A 17,794-nucleotide genomic window follows, 5' to 3' on the forward strand; every position below is an offset into this window, starting at 1 on the left:
AATGAGAAGAATAAATATTATTAAAAGCATCTTGTTTACTAGTACTGTTATTCTAGGAGTAAGTTGTACTAATCTAGATGAGGAGGTATTGGATGGTGTTGTGCTGAATAACACTGGTAGCTCATCAGTGAATTCTGCAGCATTATTGGTAAGTGCCTATGAGGGATTGAGAGGGTTTCAGGATCAAGACAAAATGTTCGCATTAGGTGAAATGTCAACTGATGCTTTAGTGGGGCCAACAAGAGGTGGTGACTGGGATGATAATGCAAAATGGAGACAGCTGCATACACATACATGGGCTCCTGATAACATTGAAATCAGAAACGCTTGGAATTCTTTACTGTCGCAAGTATACAACTGTAATATTGTCGTTCAAAACGGAACCGCTGCTCAAATTACACAAGCACGTTTTTTAAGAGCTTTTTATTACTACCATGCGATTGATTTGTTTGGGCAAGTTCCTTACAGAGAGGCAGGAAGTTCACTTGAAGAAGATCCAAAAGTTTGGACTAGACAAGAAGCGACAGCTTTTGTAATCAGTGAAATGGAAGCAATTATCACTAATCTACCAGCACGAGTAGCTGGTGATGCAAGTATAGCGAACGCAGATGCAGGTCATTTCCTTTTAGCTAAATTGTATTTAAATAAAGGTGTGTTCAATGCAGCAGACGCAGCAGGACCATACACTTTTGATCCAGCTGATATGACTAAAGTGGTAACGCATGTAAACGCGATTACTGGTAATCTTTCTGCAGATTATTGGGATAACTTTAAGCCTACAAACAACACTTCTCCTGAAATTTTGTTTTCGTCTAAAAATATTAGAGGAGGTCAAGGTGGAGGAATTCAGTCTCGTTGGAGAATGTCTATGCACTACAATCAAACTCCAGACGGATGGAATGGTTTCTCTACAGTAGCTGAGTACTACAACAAATTTAATCCAAACGATAGACGTATTAAAAATGCTGACCCTGCAATCATTAGTGCATTTGGTAACAACGTAGGTTTCCAAGTAGGACAAATGTTTAAGCCAGGTGGGACAGAAGCGTTGAAAGACAGAAAAGGTAATGCACTTGTTTTTACTCCTGCATTAACACTGATCACAGGCGGAAATACTCTTGAAACAGCGGGTATTAGAAGTCAAAAATACATCCCAGATGCTGATAATTTAGGAACACCGGAAAACGATTATGTTTTGATGCGTTATTCAGATGCTTTATTAATGAAAGCAGAGGCAATTTTGCGAGGTGGAACTGGTGTTAATGATGCTGCTAAATTTGCTCAGTTGGTTTCAAGAACTAATGTTGCAGGTACTGTACCAACAACTTTAGATGCCATTTACACAGAGAGAGGTAAAGAACTTTGGTACGAAGGGTGGAGAAGAAACGACATGATTCGTTTTGGGAAATTCTTAGAGGCTAGAGCTTTAAAACCTTATGTTTCTGATAAGAGATATGTTTTATTCCCTATCCCAGCGGATGCTTTGTTCAATGCTAATTTGAAACAAAACCCTGGATATTAAGAGTTGTTTATAATTAATTATTTTTTTGAGTTAGTCATGAAGAGGGTATTTATTACCCTCTTTATTTTTTTATTATTTTATTCATTTTTATTCTAATAATATATAAATTAGGCAATTCTAATACTTACAATTTTCTAATTCAATGTCAAATCCAATTATGTTAAAGCGCTTAGTTGTAAGCTGTATTCTCGCTGTTACTTTTTTAAATTGTTCCGATAAGAAGCAAAGTGAAGAAGGGTTGTTATTCACTAAGTTGAGTGGCTCAGAAACAGGAATTTCATTTCTTAATGAAGTAAAGAATGGAGCCGATATGAATATCTTTAAATACCGTAATTTCTATAATGGCGGAGGTGTTGCAATTGGTGATATAAATAATGATGGGCTTCCGGATGTTTATTTCACCTCGAATCTTGGCGCTAATAAACTTTATTTGAACAAAGGAAATTTCAAGTTTGAAGACATTTCCAAAAAGGCAGGTGTTGAGGGGAGTAAGTCTTGGTCTACGGGTGTTGTTATGGTAGATTTAAATGCAGATGGGTTTTTAGATATTTACGTTTGTAATGCTGGAAATAGCCTAGGCGATCAGCAAAAAAATGAACTGTTTATTAATAACAAAAACGGAACATTTACGGAGAAAGCATCCGAGTACAATTTAGCCGATACAGGCATTACTACTCATGCAGCTTTTTTTGACTATGATAAAGATGGAGATCTCGATGTGTATATCTTAAACAATAGTTTTATACCAGTAAGTAGTTTGAATTATTCAAATAAAAGGGAATTACGTGATAAAGATTGGGATGTTGCTGAAATTTTAAAAGGTGGTGGAGACAAATTATTGCGTAACGATAACGGAAAATTTACTGATGTAAGTGCTGCTTCTGGCATTTACGGCAGTCTTATTGGATTTGGATTAGGGGTTACTGTTGGTGATGTAAACGGAGATTTATATCCAGATATTTATGTTTCTAATGATTTTTACGAGAGAGATTATCTGTATATCAATAATAAAAACGGAACTTTTACCGAGGAAATTAAAGGGTGGACTTCGCACATCAGTCAATCTTCAATGGGAGCTGATATGGCCGACATAAACAATGACGGTAAAGCCGATATTTTTGTTACCGATATGCTGCCAGAACCTGACGAGCGTTTAAAAACTACAACCAATTTTGAAAATTATGATTTATTTGTTCGCAAAGTAAATTTAGATTTTTACACCCAATACATGCAAAATACCTTGCAAATTAACAATGGGGAAAATCAGTTTTTAGAAATTGCCAATTACGCAGGAGTAGCAAAAACCGATTGGAGTTGGGGTGCATTACTATTTGACATGGATAATGATGGATACAAGGATATTTTTGTCTGTAATGGTATTTACAATGACTTGACTAATCAGGATTTTGTTGATTTTTTTGCAAATGAGTTCATGCAAAAAATGGTGGTTACAGGAAAAAAAGAAGAAATTCAAACCATAATTAGTAAAATGCCAAGTACTCCTATTGCTAATTATGCGTACAAAAACAATAAAAATTTAACCTTTAGCAATCAGGCTACAGATTGGGGTTTGGATACGCCAAGTTTTTCTAATGGTGCGGCCTATGCTGATCTCGACAATGATGGAGATCTTGATTTGGTGGTCAACAATGTGAACATGGAGTCGTTTGTGTACCGAAACAATTCGGAGAAAAATGCCAAAAACCAATATGTAAAAGTGAAACTAAAAGGTAACAGTCAAAATACTTTTGCAGTTGGTAGCGTCGTGGAGCTTTTTACAGGATCTGAAATTATTAGGCAAGAGCTAATTCCGTCTCGAGGTTTTCAATCGTCAATTGATTATACAATGACATTCGGAATTGGTGATAAAAAAATCGATTCCTTGCGTGTTATTTGGCCAAATGGAACAACAGAAACCGTTAAAAAGATTGCAAAAAATGCGGTTTTAAATTTAGATATTGCTAAAGCAAAAGGCACCTTTTTACCTAAAATAATTAATCAAAAAACTCAATTTTCAGGGGTTAACTCTTCTTTTGTTGCGCACAAAGAAAATAATTTTATCGATTTTGATCATGAAGGTTTAGTCTCGAAAATGCTATCGCAAGAAGGGCCTTCGATGTGTGTGGCTGATATCAATGGCGACGGAAATGACGATGTTTATATTGGTGGTGCCAAAGGACAATCGGGTAAAATATACCTCAATGCCGGAAATGGTAATTTTAAAATCTCTTCACAAAAAGACTTAGACCTCGATGCTGCATTTGAAGATACTGCCGCAAGTTTTTTTGATGCTGATAATGATGGTGATGTTGATTTATTAGTAGGTTCAAGCGGAAACGAAAAAGCAGATCAAGCCAATTACAAGAACAGATTGTATTTGAACAATGGTAAAGGAGTTTTTACTCGTAGTAAAACTATAATTCCTACTACTTCCAATAACGTCGCTGTAATAGAATCTTACGATTTTGATCAAGATGGTGATACCGATGTTTTTATTGGTAGCCGAAGCGTACCTGGTGTTTACGGTATTGATCCTAAACATTTACTTTTAGAGAATGATGGTAAAGGGAATTTTACGAATGTAATTGATAAAAAAGCTTTTAAAATCAATAACTTCGGAATGATCACCGATGCCATTTGGGAAGACATCGACAACGATTCTAAAAAAGACTTGATTTTAGTAGGTGATTGGACTGCACCAATGATTTTTAAAAATAACGGCCGCCGTTTGGTAGAATTTAAATCGAATTTATCCACCTACACTGGATTTTGGAATGCGGTAGCTTGTGTTGATTTGAATAATGATGGTAAAAAAGATTTAGTGCTTGGCAATAAGGGAACCAATACCTCTTACAAACCAAGTCAAGACAATCCTTTAAAATTATTTACCAACGATTTTGATAATAACGGTACGATCGAACAAATTGCAACTCGATCCATTAATGGCAAAGATTTACCGATCAACTTAAAACAAGAGTTAGCCAAGCAAATTCCTTCTATCAAAAAGAAAAATTTAAGTTATGCAGCTTATGCCACGAAAACTTTTCAAGATTTATTTAGCAAAGAGATCGTTGAAAATTCGATTCAAAAAACAGTAGCCTATCAAGAAAGTTGTGTAGCAATTAATACAGGAAACGGAAAATTTGTAGTTACCGCTTTACCCGCTCAAGTTCAGTTTTCATCAGTGAATACCATTGCAACTGTGGATGTAAACAAAGACGGTTATCTCGATTTTATTTTGGGAGGAAATCAGTACGAGTTTAAACCACAATATGGCCGACTTGATGCCAATTATGGTAGTGTTCTTTTAGGGTCTAAAAAAGGAACTTTTACTAACAGTAGCAGCACTGCATCTGGCTTTTTTGTGAGAGGCGAAATCAAAAAGATACAACTGATAAAAAATAAAAATCAAAAGACATTCCTATTAGCAGCTATTAACAATGATGTTCCAAAACTTTTCAAATTCAATGAATAATATTTTTAGACTCGCCATTGCATCACTTTTTGTTGTGAGTTGCACTAAAAAAGAGGGGCAATTGTTCGATAAATTCCCTGCGGAAGAGAGCAATATTGCTTTTAAAAACGAATTGATACCGTCTAAAAATATCTCCATTTTAGACTACTTATATTACTATAATGGCGGCGGTGTAGCTTTGGGAGACATCAACAACGACGGATTAGTCGATATTTATTTTACATCAAACCAAGGGAAAAACAAACTCTACCTAAACAAAGGAAAAAATAAGTTTGAAGATATCTCTGAAAAAGCCGGTGTAGAAGGCAATAGCGACTGGAATACGGGTACCGTGATGGCCGATGTGAATGGCGATGGTTATCTGGATATTTATGTATGTGCGGTTGTTGGCATCAATGGTTTTGAAGGTCAAAACGAATTGTTCATCAATAATAAAGACAATACTTTTACGGAAAGTGCCGCGCAATACGGCTTAGATTTAGATAATTACAGTTCGTCTGCCGCTTTTCTCGATTATGATTTAGATGGTGATCTTGATATGTACCTGCTCAATCATGCGGTACACAGCGAACTTTCTTTTGGTAAAGCAGAAACACGCAAAAACAGAAGTTACGAATCAGGCGATAAATTATTCCGAAATGACAACGGTAAGTTTATTGATATAAGTGAACAAGCGGGCATTTTTGGTGGCGCAAATGGTTATGGATTAGGTCTAGCTGTTGCCGATTTTAATTTAGATGGTTATCCGGATATTTATGTGGGTAACGATTTCCATGAAGACGATTATTACTATTTGAACAATGGCGATGGGACTTTTACTGAGAGTCTCAAACAGTTTTTTGGACATACCAGTCGTTTTTCTATGGGTGTTGATGTTGCCGATGTAAACCACGATGGATTTCCAGATATTTTGAGCTTAGATATGTTGGCTGACGACGAAAAAGTCCTCAAAGCATCCTTAGGTGATGATAATATGCAAATGCTAAAGTTGCGTACAGAAAAATTGGGTTATCACAATCAGTATGCGCGCAACATGTTACAAATAAACCAGGCAGGAAAACATTTTACTGAGACGGCTTTACTGAGCGGGATAGCGGCAACCGATTGGAGTTGGAGCACGCTTTTTGGCGATTATGATCAAGATGGCGAACAAGATATTTTTATCAGTAATGGTATCCCAAAGCGACCAAATGACTTGGATTATGTGAAATATTACTCTAACGATCAAATCAAGAAAAAAATAACCTCGACTAAACTATTAGATAAAGAAGCTCTAAAGCGTATGCCTAGCGGCAATGTGACTAATTATGTTTTTCAAGGTGCTGCTGATTTGCAATATAAAAATAGATCTCAGGATTGGATAGAAAATGACTCAATAATTTCAAACGGAAGCGGTTATGCAGATCTTGATAATGATGGAGATTTAGATATTGTAACTAATAATACCAACGCCGTTGCATCGCTTTATATCAATTCGACCAACAATAAAGCCAATTATTTAAAAGTAAAATTGCGTTTTGCGGGTAAGAATTCTTTCGGAGTAGGAACTAAAGTAATTGCTTTCAACAAGGGTAAAAAACAATTTAAAGAGTTACAAACTACACGCGGATTTCAGTCTTCCTCAGAACCTGCGATTCATTTTGGATTAGGTAATCAAAAAAGTATAGATTCGTTAGTAGTTATTTGGCCTGATAAAACTTATCAAACTCTTAAAAATGTAAAAGTGAATCAAAGCCTTACTATTACTGCCAATAAAGACAGACGTGTGTTCAATTACTCGAAATTACAAGCGACTGTACTGCCTATTTTTAAGAAAGTAGATGGTAATTTAGGTATTGATCATTTGCAACAAGAAAATGAGTATATCGATGTTTTGGTACAAAAATTAATGCCTTTTCAACGCTCTGATCGTGGTGCTGCAACGGCCGTAGGCGATTTAAACGGAGATGGGCTTGATGATATTTTCTTCGGCGGTGCCAAAGGAAAACAAGCTGCGGTTTATTTCCAAAATGCAAATGGTTTCGCTCTGAAGCAAGACAAGTTACTAGCAAAAGATTCTATTTATGAGGATGCTTCAGCGATTATTGGCGACTTTAATCAAGACAAAATCAATGATTTATTTGTTGTTTCGGGCAGTGGCGAAAACGCATCTGATTTGCAAGACCGTTTGTACTTGAATAACAACAAACAATTTAGTGTTGCATCACTTCCAAAACTAGCCCAGAATGCTTCAACAGTTCAGGTTTTTGATTATGATAAAGATGGTGATTTGGATGTTTTTATAGGTAACAACTCGGTTACCAATAGGTTCGGATCGATGCCTGATTGCTATTTATTAAACAATAACAAAGGAGTTTTTACGGTTGTGAAAAATCCAGCATTTGAGAAAATCGGAATGGTTACAGCTGCTGTTTTTAACGATTTTAATGCTGATGGAACAACAGATATTATCGCGGTGGGAGAATTTATGAAACCAACTTTTTTAGCTAATAAAAACGGAAAATTCACGAATGTAACCGAAACGGTTTTTCCTGAAAAAAACAACGGCTTGTGGCAGGCAATTATACCGTTTGATATTGATCACGATGGCGATTTGGATTATTTGGTAGGGAATTGGGGATTGAATTCTAAGTTCAAAGCTTCGACTACTTTCCCAATGAAAATGTACTATGATGATTTTGACAAAAATGGTACTTACGAAACTATTGTAACCATCGAAAAAAACGGTAAATACTACACTACTCATGGTTTAGATGAATTGGTTGAACAATTTAGTGGAATGCTTAAAAAGAAATTTAATAACTACAAATCATTTGCAGGAAAAACAGTTGAGGAAATTTTTGATCCTAAAATGTTAGCAAATGGTGCTTTGTTTGAAGTGCATAATTTAAAATCAGGCTATCTCAGAAATGACAAAAGCAAGTTTATTTTTGTTCCTTTTACCAATAAAATGCAAGTAGCACCAATTACCACTTTTGTAAAAGCTAAGTTTGATGGTAGTTCAAAACCAGCTGTATTTGCCGCAGGAAATTATTTTGGAGTGACACCGTATCACAGTAGGTTTGATGGTTTTTCTGGAGCATTGATTAAAAGCGATAAAACTATTTTCTTAGGCCATCAAATTGGAATTGATTTGACTAAAAAAGCAGTGAGACATTTGGATATGATTACTGTTAAAGGGAAAAAATACCTTTTAGTTACTAGTACGAATACAAAAGCAGCCGTGTATCAATTGCCTTTACTAAAAAATTAAAATAATGAAACAACAACAATTTATTATATCTCGCAGTAAATCCATAATGATTGGACTAGTTGTTTTTTTAACAGCGTTAAGTTCTTGCAAGAAAAAAGAAAATATAGAAGTTACCACCGATGATTTTTGTGCAGCGGTCGATACCGTGACAGGTATCATGGTTCATGATATCTTTTCACCACCTGTAGCTAGTCGTATTTATGTGTACCCAAACGTGGCTGCTTATGAAATTATAGCGCAAAACAATAGCAATTATACAAGTCTACAAGGGCAGTTAAAGGGTCTTGATTCAATCCCAGTTTTAGACCCAAAAAGTGGTGTCAACAAAAACTTGGCAGCCATAATTGCGCACATGGAGGTGAGCAAGCAATTGATTTTTTCTGAAGAAGCACTCGAAAAATACCGTGACAGTTTATACACTAAATGGAGTGATGAAAATTCCGAAGAGTTTGAGGCGTCAAAAACCTATGCCTTGAAAGTCGTAGATCGCATTGCCGCTTGGATGGCCAAAGACAATTACAAACAAACGAGAACTTTTTCCAAGTATTCAGTAAATGCAGATGAGCCGGGTCGTTGGCAACCCACACCGCCATCGTATATGGATGGAGTAGAGCCACATTGGGGTGAAATAAGAACTTTAGTAATGGATTCTGCTGGACAATTCAAGCCAAAAGCACCGTATCCTTTTTCAACGGATAAAAATTCTGCTTTTTACAAAGATGCTTTAGAAACGTACCAAATAGGAAATACAATTTCTGAAAAATTACTCGCCATTGAAAAAAACAGAAAAGGAGTGATTCCAGAAGAGTCCAGCATTGCTTCCTTTTGGGATTGTAATCCGTATGCAACAGTGGTGCAAGGTCACATGATGTTTGCCAAAAAGAAAAACACACCCGATGCACATTGGATTAACATCACCAAAATTGCTCTGAAAAAAACAAAGGCTAATTTTGAAACTTCTGTTTTTGCATACACAAAGGCGTCTATTGGTATTTTTGAAAGTTTTATCAGCTGTTGGAACGAAAAGTATCGCAGCAATGTGATTCGTCCAGAAACGTACATCAATCAAAACATTGATGAAAATTGGCGTCCGCAACTACAAACGCCTCCTTTTCCGGAGTATACTAGCGGTCACTCAGTTGTTTCGTCATGCTCTGCTATAATTTTGACTTCTATTTTTGGGGATAATTTTAGTTATGTTGATGATTCTGAAGTTCCTTTTGGCTTGCCTAAGCGCTCCTTTAAATCATTTCAACAAGCTGCAGACGAAGCTTCTATTAGTAGATTATATGGTGGAATTCATTATCGTGCGGCCATTGAAAACGGAGTAGTTCAAGGTAAAAATATTGGCGATTTTATTACTGGTAAATTAAAAATGAAGACAAAATAATGAACATTAAGAAGAAAATTTTGGTTGGATTTACTGTACTTCTCTCTGTTTTTTTAGGATGGTACTTTTTAATTAAACAATCAGATTACACCATTCACTTTAAAGTGCAAGCCGCAAGAGCAACAGTACAGCAAGGAATTAAAGAATGGACGGCCATTCGAGAACAAAAAGAAGGAGTGAAATTTGTAGTAACCCAAAAAAGTGGCCTGTCTGAAGTAAGTTATACCTTAACCCAAGGTGAAAAACAATTAATCTATGATTGGGAAGTAATTTCGAAAAATGATTCGGTGGTAGTGGTCAACGTTGGTATATCAGATACAAAACAGAGTTGGTACAATAAATTGACAGTTCCTTTTTTCGAAACTGATTTCAAAAAAGAGCAGTTGGAAAAAATCACTGATTTTAAGAAAGGCCTTGATGAACATCTAAAAAAATTCAAAGTTAAAATAGAAGGACCTGGGAATTCTGATGAGGAATTTGTTGCATACATTTCTCTAAAAAGTGTGATGCAGGAAAAAGCCCAAACTATGATTGCTAATGATGCGATTATAACTGGGTTTTTATACTCAAACAAAATTAAGATAACAGGAAGGCCTTACGTTGAGGTAACCAATTGGGATCAAGAAAAAGAAACTCTCGAGTTTAATTATTGCTTTCCGATAGCAAAAAACACTAAGATAATTCCAGATGCTGTAGTTAAATTTAAGACCTTGCCGGTGATTAAAGGTTTAAAAGCAACATATTATGGTAATTTCAGAACATCAGATCGCGCTTGGTTTGCCTTGCAAGACTATGCAGAACGAAATAATTTACAGCTAGAACATCGTGTTTTGGAGCATTTTTTAGCCAATCCTTTCAATGGTGGCGAAGAGCTAGAATGGGAAACAAAAGTCATAATTCCATTTCAAAAAAAATAAAGCAATTTTTCTGCGTTTTTTAAACAAGTCGAAAACGTTTTCGGGTATTCCGAAAACGTTTTTTTGTACATTCTGTTTTTATTTGGCGATTTTAAAACTAAGTTTATGATAAATTAACAAATTAACCAACCAGAATGAATTTAAAAGTAAAGTTAAGTTTTTGGCAAATTATAAATATGAATGTTGGTTTTTTTGGCATTCAGTACAGTTTTGGTTTACAACAAAGCGCCGTAAACCCGATATACGACTTTTTACACGCTAGTCCTGATGAAATTCCAATTTTAAATCTTGCAGGTCCACTAACTGGCTTACTTATTCAACCTATTATTGGTGCTATGAGTGACAAAACTTGGCATCCAAGATGGGGCCGACGCAAACCTTACTTTTTTATCGGTGCGATCGTGTGCAGTTTGGCTTTGTTCTTATTTCCGTTTAGTAGTTCGCTTTGGATGGCGGCTGGTTTACTTTGGATTCTAGATGTAGGTAACAATACGGCAATGGAGCCATACCGTGCCTTTATAGCTGATACACTTAATGAGGAACAACAACCGATGGGTTTTCAAGCGCAAAGTTTTTTTACGGGCTTTGGGCAATTTCTAGCATATATTTCTTTGTTTTTATTTCCAATAGTTTTCGTGGGTTATACTGGATCATTACCCACCTGGATTTATGCATCCTTTTTCCTAGGTGCGGTTTTATCAATTACTTCTATTTGGTGGAGTATGAGCAAAACCCAAGAAATTCCGCCTACTCAGGAAGAATTAACAGCTTTGAAAGCAGAACCTCTAAACGTTTTTTCACCTTTTATAGATATTTACAAAGCAGTTTTAGAAATGCCAAAAGTAATGTGGCAGCTGTTTTTGGTCTACCTTTTTCAATGGTATGCCATGATGTGTTATTGGCAAAATAACTCTAAAAGTATCGCACTTTCTGTATGGAATGTTACTCCAAGTAATCCCCAAGGATACGAAAAAGCGGTAGAGTGGAATGGTTTAATAGGTGCGTTTGGATTTATAGTGACTTTTTCAATCGCTTTTTATTTAGCCAAACTCGCTAAAAAACATGGAGCCAAAATGATTCATTTCGTTTGCTTATTGTTGGGTGCAGTTTCGCTTTTGTGCTTTCCTTTAGTTCAAAACCAATATTTGTTTTTTGCGGTTGTTATAGGTTACGGAATCGCATGGGCTAGTATGATGGGAATTCCTTACTTGATGGTAGTAGCGGTGATTTCAAAAGAGCGTTATGGAGTATATATGGGAATTATAAATATGATGATTGTGATACCAATGATTATTCAAAACGTTTCTTTTGGATATGTGCTGCGTAATTTTTTAGATAATGATCCGCGACAAGCTATCACATTTGCAGGAATATTGTTAGCAATAGCAGCCTGCTGTACATTGTTAATTAAAATTAAGAACAATAAAGTAATTGAATAATACAACGAGTTAAATAATGAATAAAATAGATATTCTCTGTGTGGGTGAAGTTCTTGTTGATTTTATTGGTCATCAAGAGAGTGTTATGATAAATGAGACAAGAGATTACCACCGATATTTAGGAGGTTCACCTACTAATGTCGCCATGAATGCTACTCGATTAGGTTTAAATACCATAATGGTGGCTACTGTTGGGAATGACGGCTTTGGATCTTACATCGCTGAGCGTTTAAATGAAGTAGGAGTAAACACTAATCATCTTTCTGTTTTAGATGACAAATCAACAAGTGTGATTTTTGTGTCAAGGTCTGAAGGCACGCCTGATTTTATACCGTATCGTTCTGCTGATTGTTGTATTTATGAGGAACAAATCACTACAGATATTTTAGCTAACACCGATATTTTTCACACTACTTGTTTTGCGTTGAGTAAAAATCCAGCTCAAAAAACCATTCTGAAAAAAGCGCAAGAAGCTTATGATTTGGGCTGTAAATTAAGCATCGATTTAAACTATGCACGCAAGTTGTGGAAAAGCCAGAAAAAAGCGTTCAAAGTAATTGATGCGTATTGCCAATTTAATCCTTTGATTAAAATTAGCGAAGATGATATGTTACGACTTTTTGAAAAAGAATTGCCACACGAAGAAATTTTTAAATTTTTTCATGATAAAGGAGTCGATACCGTTTGTCTCACTTTAGGTAGTAAGGGGGTAAAGCTTTCGCAAAAAGGTCAACAAATTATTCAAATGCCAGCTATTAAAATTGATAAAGTAATGGACTCCACTGGGGCAGGCGATGCTTTTTGGTCGGGTTTCTTATTTGCTTACATCAAAGAAAAATCAACTCAAAAATGTTTAGATATTGCACTTAAACTTGCAGCTTTAAAATTACAAAATGTGGGTCGTTTGCCAGATAATATTAACATACTTTCAAAACTATTATAAATATTATGCAGCACAATAATCCTACAATTAGCAACGGAGTAATGCTCAATGTTTATCCTGATAGTATTGGCGTAAAACTGAGTGATTCTATCTCCATGCTTAAGATGACGGAGTTCAAAGATGTTTTTTCATTGCTCTACGTTTTGCCAACCTTTTTTAATAGTGATTTAGATCGCGGTTTTTCTATTATTGATTACGATATCAATAAAGAATTAGTATCTCCAAATGATTTAAAAGAATTGGAGGAACTCAATATTAAATTAAAATTCGACATCGTTCTAAATCATCTTTCCGTTGCGTCTCCGCAGTTCAAAGATCTTTTGGAGCATGGAAAAGATTCTAAATACAAAGATTTTTTTATTAATTGGAATGAGTTTTGGCAATATGACGGCGATTTAAATGAGGAAGGAATCCGAATTCCGAAACCAGAATTTCTCAATAAACTATTCATGAGAAAATCAGGTTTGCCTATTTTGAAAGTTCGTTTTCCTGATGGTTCTGATCAACCGTATTGGAACACTTTTTACCAGCAAATCACATACAATCCGATAACAACCGAAGATTTAGAATCGGTTCAAAATTTACCGCAGGAGCAATATAAGGATGTCTTGGCTGTAGCCAATGAAGGAATTGCAACACAACAAGACTTGGCTACTATTGATTTTAAAAATGCTGCTAATTTTAGCTCGCAAATTGTACAAATTATTGAGCAAAAGCGCTCTTACTTGGGGCAAATGGATGTTAATGGCGCTTCAGAATTGGTCTGGCAATTTTATAATGAAACCTTAGAAAAATTGAAGGATTATGGTTGTACGATTCTTCGTTTGGATGCTTTCGCTTACTTACACAAGCAAGTAGGTGAGTCTAATTTTTTCAATAAACCTGGCACTTGGGACTACTTAGAGCGCATCAACCAAATTGCTAACAAAAATGATTTAATGCTTTTGCCAGAAATCCATGCGGAATATGGTTTGCATTTACATGACGAAGTAGCTGCCGAAGGCTATTATATTTATGATTTTTTCCTACCAGGACTCACGTTACACACCATCGAAAATAAAAATAGCGCAGCTTTAGTTCGATGGGCCAAAGAAATTGTTAGCAAAGGCTTTAAAACCGTGAACATGTTGGGTTGTCATGATGGAATTCCGGTTTTGGATTTAAAAGGAAAAGAAGTTGAAGGTGTTTACAATAAAGGGTTGCTTGAAGATGATGAAATCGAGTCGATCATGAATACCATTATGGAACGTGGTGGACGCGTTAAAAATCTATACGATCCATCAGGTAAAAAAATCTCATACTACCAAATCAATGCTACTTTTTATAGTGCCTTGGGCGAAGACGATCAAAAATTACTTTTGGCAAGAGCCATTCAAATGTTTGTTCCTGGAATTCCTCAAATATGGTATTTGGACATTTTTGCAGGCAAAAATAATTATGCAGCGGCTGATGCAAGCGGAAGTGCCGGTCACAAAGAAATTAACCGAACTACGATTACATTGGATGAGGTTAACGAAGGTTTGAAAACTACTGTTGTCCAAAAACAACTTGAAATCATTCGTTTACGAAATACCGCTCTTGCCTTTTCAGGACAAGTGCAAATAGACGAATCTGATGCTACAAAAATTGATATTAAATGGGTAAAAGATCAATCTGTTGCTCATTTAAAAGCTGATTTGACAACACTTCAATTTAGTATTCATCACCACGAAAATGAAGTGAATCGCATTTTAAATTTTTAATTAATTCCACAATAATCCAAACGGCAAGATGAAAAAAAGCACGATAAAATTAGCCATGTATCTCAATTATTTTGTGTTTGCGATCTTGCTTAATAGCGTGGGAATCGTGATTTTAAAAGCACAATCCAATTATGGTGTTGATGAGGTGCAGGCTAGTGCTTTGGAAGCTTTTAAGGATTTGCCAATTGCAATAGTCTCGTTTTTTATTGCTTCCTTTTTACCTAGAATAGGTTATAAAAAAGCCATGCTTATCGGTCTGGCCTTGGTAACAGTGGCTTGCCTTGGAATGTATTTTGGAAATTCATTTGCTGCAGCAAAAATCTTATTTGCCACAGTGGGCGTTTCTTTTGCATTGATCAAAGTGTCCGTGTATTCTTTAATTGGTACCATCACAGAAAATCAAAAAGAGCACAATAGTTTAATGAGTAGTATTGAAGGCGTTTTCATGATTGGTATTGCCTTGGCTTACTTTCTGTTTCCAGCCTTTAATTCTGCAACCAATCCTGATGCATGGTTAAATGTTTATTGGTTATTGGCGGGTAGTGCGCTACTCTCGTTTGTTTTTTTGTTTCTTGCCAAGTTTGAAAATCCAAAAGAAATAGCTGGTGTTAATCTTGCTGATGATTTTAAACAAATGTTCCAATTGTTAGCCAAACTATTGACCATCGTTTTTGTAATTAGCGCCTTTTTGTTTGTCATGATTGAGCAGGGAATCATGTCTTGGTTGCCTACCTTTAATAACAAAGTACTTCATTTGCCAGAAAATATTAGTATCATGATGGCCAGTATTCTGGCGGTTTCGTTAGCGGTTGGTCGTTTATTGGCAGGTTTTTTAACTCAAAAAATAAATTGGATTTGGGTACTAAGTTCTTGCATTGTTTGCGCCATGCTGATTGTAATTTTTGTTTTACCCAAAGCTGTTGGCTTGCAGGTAAACGAAGTGACAAGTTTAGGCGATATCCCGTTAATTGGTTTTGCATTTCCACTCGTAGGATTATTTATCGCGCCTATTTATCCGTTATTAAATTCGGTTGTTTTGAGCGCTTTGCCAAAAAGTTTGCATAGCTCCATGACGGGTTTAATTGTTGTTTTTTCAGCACTTGGCGGCACCTTAGGCTCCAGAGTGATTGGATATTTATTTAAAAATCAAGGACCAGAAAATGCGTTTTATTACACATTGATTCCAATGGCTTTGCTTTTGATTTCATTTTTCATTTTAAAAAAATTAACGGTTAGGTCATGAAAATCTTATTGAATGTTGATCAGGTATTTAGTGCTTTGTTAGAACAAGAAGATACCGATAAGGATAAAAAAATAACCAAAGACGATACTGGTCCTAAACGATTTGTATTGGTTGATGAAATTACGAAAAATGAAGTAGCCATTGAGGGTACTTATCATTTATCCAATTTATTGCAGGAGTTAGCGGAGCTAAAAAGCGTAAAGCCTGTTTTGGGAGAAGTCGATCTCAATCGAATTCAAGAAGATCCAGTCGAACGGATTTCTAGAAAAATTCGCGACGATTATTGGAATGAATTAACCCGAACTATTGATAAAAAAGGATTAGCTCAAATTCTTGAAGATGAAAAAACTTCGAGTGCTTTAGCAACGCTGTATGTGGCAGCGACTGACCTTCAAGGGGTAGCTTATTTTAAAGATTTAGAAAGTAAGTTTTCTAATTTTCAAGTAACGGTTTTGCCTGAAGGATATTCAGTCGATCATGTTGCAACTTTGGATAAAAGTCCAGGTATTTTGGCGCTTGCTTTACAGCAAAAATTATACAGTTTACAAGGGATTCCTTTTGTGGTTCCTGGTGGTCGCTTCAACGAAATGTATGGCTGGGATAGTTATTTTATTGGTGTAGGTTTACTCGTTGACAATCATTTTGAGAAGGCAATTGCAATAGCCGATAATTTTCAGTACCAGATAAAACATTACGGCAAAATACTAAATGCTAACCGAAGTTATTACCTAACGCGCACGCAACCTCCACTTTACTCTTCGTTGCTACTTGACATTACAAAAAAACGGGCCGTACCTAAAGACTGGTTGCGTTCTCATCTTGAAACTGTCATTTTAGAGTACAATTCGGTTTGGATGAAGCAAGGAAAACGACTAACTCCAACAGGTTTAAATCGGTACAAAGCCGATGGTGTTGGAATGCCTTTTGAGGTAGAGCCGGGTCATTTTGACGATATTTTAGAACCTTATGCCAAAAAATACGGGTTACCAATTCGCGAATTCGAGCAAAAATATTTAGAACGTACTTTGGTTGATGAAGATTTGGATGAGTACTTTGTGCATGACCGAAGTATGAGAGAGAGCGGGCATGATACCACCAGCAGATTTATAAATACCTGCGCCAATTTGAACGCGGTTGATGTCAATAGTTTTTTATTTAAATACGAGAAAGATATTGCCCACTTGATTGCTACTCATTTTGAAGGTGTTTTTGAAACTGACTCGGCCGTTTATACCACAGATGATTGGGAACAGAAAGCACATTTCCGAAAAGAAAAAATGAATGAGCTTTGCTGGAACGAGGCGGCAGGAATGTTTTTTGATTACGATTTTGTCAATCATAAGCAATTCCCGTTTGAGTCAGCTACTACATTTTTTCCGCTATGGGCAGGCTTGTGCACTCAGGAGCAAGCCAAGCAATTGGTAGAGGTGGCGCTCCCGCAGTTTTTACAAACGGGCGGAATTTCAGGAAGTACAAAAGCAAGTAGTTCGAACCTTTCGGCAGATGCTCCGCAACGACAATGGGATTATCCTTTTGGCTGGGCCCCGCATCAAATGTTGCTTTGGGAAGGATTACTGCGTTACGGTTACCGCGAAAAAGCCAAAGAAATGGTATACCGTTGGCTGTGGTTGATTACCAAAAATGCCGTCGATTACAACGGTACCATTCCTGAAAAATTCGATTTAGAAATCAGTTCTCATAAGGTTTTTGCTGAATATGGTAATGTAGGAACCGAATTTAATTACATCGCTAAAGAAGGTTTTGGATGGGTTAACGCCTCCTATCAATACGGTTTACAAATTCTAACTCCTGCCATGCGTGCCGATCTAAGTAAGCTTATTTCGCCAGATGTACTTTTTAAATAAATCGT

General features: G+C 36.1%; 10 protein-coding genes. All 10 read left to right on the forward strand.

Translation table 11 applies throughout. From position 1 onward, the window contains the following. Window position 1: 1 nt before the first annotated feature. The 10 genes from L1S34_RS02405 (at window position 2) to L1S34_RS02450 (ending at window position 17,789) form a co-directional block, all read left to right on the forward strand. Complete coding sequence (locus L1S34_RS02405) at window positions 2-1,522, forward strand: RagB/SusD family nutrient uptake outer membrane protein (protein ID WP_166133069.1); 1,521 nt, start codon at window positions 2-4, stop codon at window positions 1,520-1,522. 142 nt (window positions 1,523-1,664) lie between these two features. Then, window positions 1,665-4,997, forward strand: a complete 3,333-nt coding sequence (locus L1S34_RS02410; RefSeq protein ID WP_236362654.1) for a VCBS repeat-containing protein — start codon at window positions 1,665-1,667, stop codon at window positions 4,995-4,997. After that, window positions 4,990-8,250 (forward strand): VCBS repeat-containing protein, encoded by a 3,261-nt coding sequence (locus L1S34_RS02415; protein ID WP_236362656.1) that lies wholly within the window; start codon window positions 4,990-4,992, stop codon window positions 8,248-8,250. The genes L1S34_RS02410 and L1S34_RS02415 overlap by 8 nt, the downstream gene beginning before the upstream one ends. Window positions 8,251-8,254: 4 nt before the next feature. Continuing rightward, a complete protein-coding gene (locus L1S34_RS02420; RefSeq protein WP_236362658.1) occupies window positions 8,255-9,640 on the forward strand; it encodes a vanadium-dependent haloperoxidase in 1,386 nt (461 codons plus the stop codon). Then, entirely contained in the window at window positions 9,640-10,557 is a 918-nt protein-coding gene (locus tag L1S34_RS02425; RefSeq protein WP_236362660.1) for a hypothetical protein, read from the forward strand. Before L1S34_RS02420 ends, L1S34_RS02425 begins: the two co-directional genes overlap by 1 nt. A 134-nt stretch (window positions 10,558-10,691) precedes the next feature. Further along, on the forward strand, window positions 10,692-11,996 hold the full coding sequence (locus L1S34_RS02430) for an MFS transporter (RefSeq protein WP_236362662.1): 1,305 nt from the start codon (window positions 10,692-10,694) through the stop codon (window positions 11,994-11,996). Between the two features lie 16 nt (window positions 11,997-12,012). Beyond that, window positions 12,013-12,939, forward strand: a complete 927-nt coding sequence (locus L1S34_RS02435; RefSeq protein WP_236362663.1) for a carbohydrate kinase family protein — start codon at window positions 12,013-12,015, stop codon at window positions 12,937-12,939. 5 nt (window positions 12,940-12,944) lie between these two features. Continuing rightward, window positions 12,945-14,681: an alpha-amylase family glycosyl hydrolase gene (locus tag L1S34_RS02440; protein WP_236362665.1), complete on the forward strand. Its 1,737-nt coding sequence runs from the start codon at window positions 12,945-12,947 to the stop codon at window positions 14,679-14,681. A gap of 28 nt (window positions 14,682-14,709) precedes the next feature. Next, window positions 14,710-15,924, forward strand: a complete 1,215-nt coding sequence (locus tag L1S34_RS02445; protein WP_236362667.1) for an MFS transporter — start codon at window positions 14,710-14,712, stop codon at window positions 15,922-15,924. Next, on the forward strand, window positions 15,921-17,789 hold the full coding sequence (locus L1S34_RS02450) for an alpha,alpha-trehalase (protein WP_236362669.1): 1,869 nt from the start codon (window positions 15,921-15,923) through the stop codon (window positions 17,787-17,789). The genes L1S34_RS02445 and L1S34_RS02450 overlap by 4 nt, the downstream gene beginning before the upstream one ends. Window positions 17,790-17,794 lie beyond the last annotated feature (5 nt).

Origin of the sequence: Flavobacterium sp. K77, from assembly GCF_021608205.1 — a bacterium.
Taxonomy (GTDB): Bacteria; Bacteroidota; Bacteroidia; order Flavobacteriales; family Flavobacteriaceae; genus Flavobacterium; species Flavobacterium turcicum.

What these genes read in the sequence shown, in the direction of transcription:
- L1S34_RS02410 (WP_236362654.1), top strand. Translation starts at nt 1,665, where the DNA reads ATGTCAAATCCAATTATGTTAAAGCGCTTAGTTGTAAGCTGTATTCTC.
- L1S34_RS02415 (WP_236362656.1), top strand. Translation starts at nt 4,990, where the DNA reads ATGAATAATATTTTTAGACTCGCCATTGCATCACTTTTTGTTGTGAGT.
- L1S34_RS02445 (WP_236362667.1), top strand. Translation starts at nt 14,710, where the DNA reads ATGAAAAAAAGCACGATAAAATTAGCCATGTATCTCAATTATTTTGTG.
- L1S34_RS02420 (WP_236362658.1), top strand. Translation starts at nt 8,255, where the DNA reads ATGAAACAACAACAATTTATTATATCTCGCAGTAAATCCATAATGATT.
- L1S34_RS02430 (WP_236362662.1), top strand. Translation starts at nt 10,692, where the DNA reads ATGAATTTAAAAGTAAAGTTAAGTTTTTGGCAAATTATAAATATGAAT.
- L1S34_RS02450 (WP_236362669.1), top strand. Translation starts at nt 15,921, where the DNA reads ATGAAAATCTTATTGAATGTTGATCAGGTATTTAGTGCTTTGTTAGAA.
- L1S34_RS02435 (WP_236362663.1), top strand. Translation starts at nt 12,013, where the DNA reads ATGAATAAAATAGATATTCTCTGTGTGGGTGAAGTTCTTGTTGATTTT.
- L1S34_RS02440 (WP_236362665.1), top strand. Translation starts at nt 12,945, where the DNA reads ATGCAGCACAATAATCCTACAATTAGCAACGGAGTAATGCTCAATGTT.
- L1S34_RS02425 (WP_236362660.1), top strand. Translation starts at nt 9,640, where the DNA reads ATGAACATTAAGAAGAAAATTTTGGTTGGATTTACTGTACTTCTCTCT.
- L1S34_RS02405 (WP_166133069.1), top strand. Translation starts at nt 2, where the DNA reads ATGAGAAGAATAAATATTATTAAAAGCATCTTGTTTACTAGTACTGTT.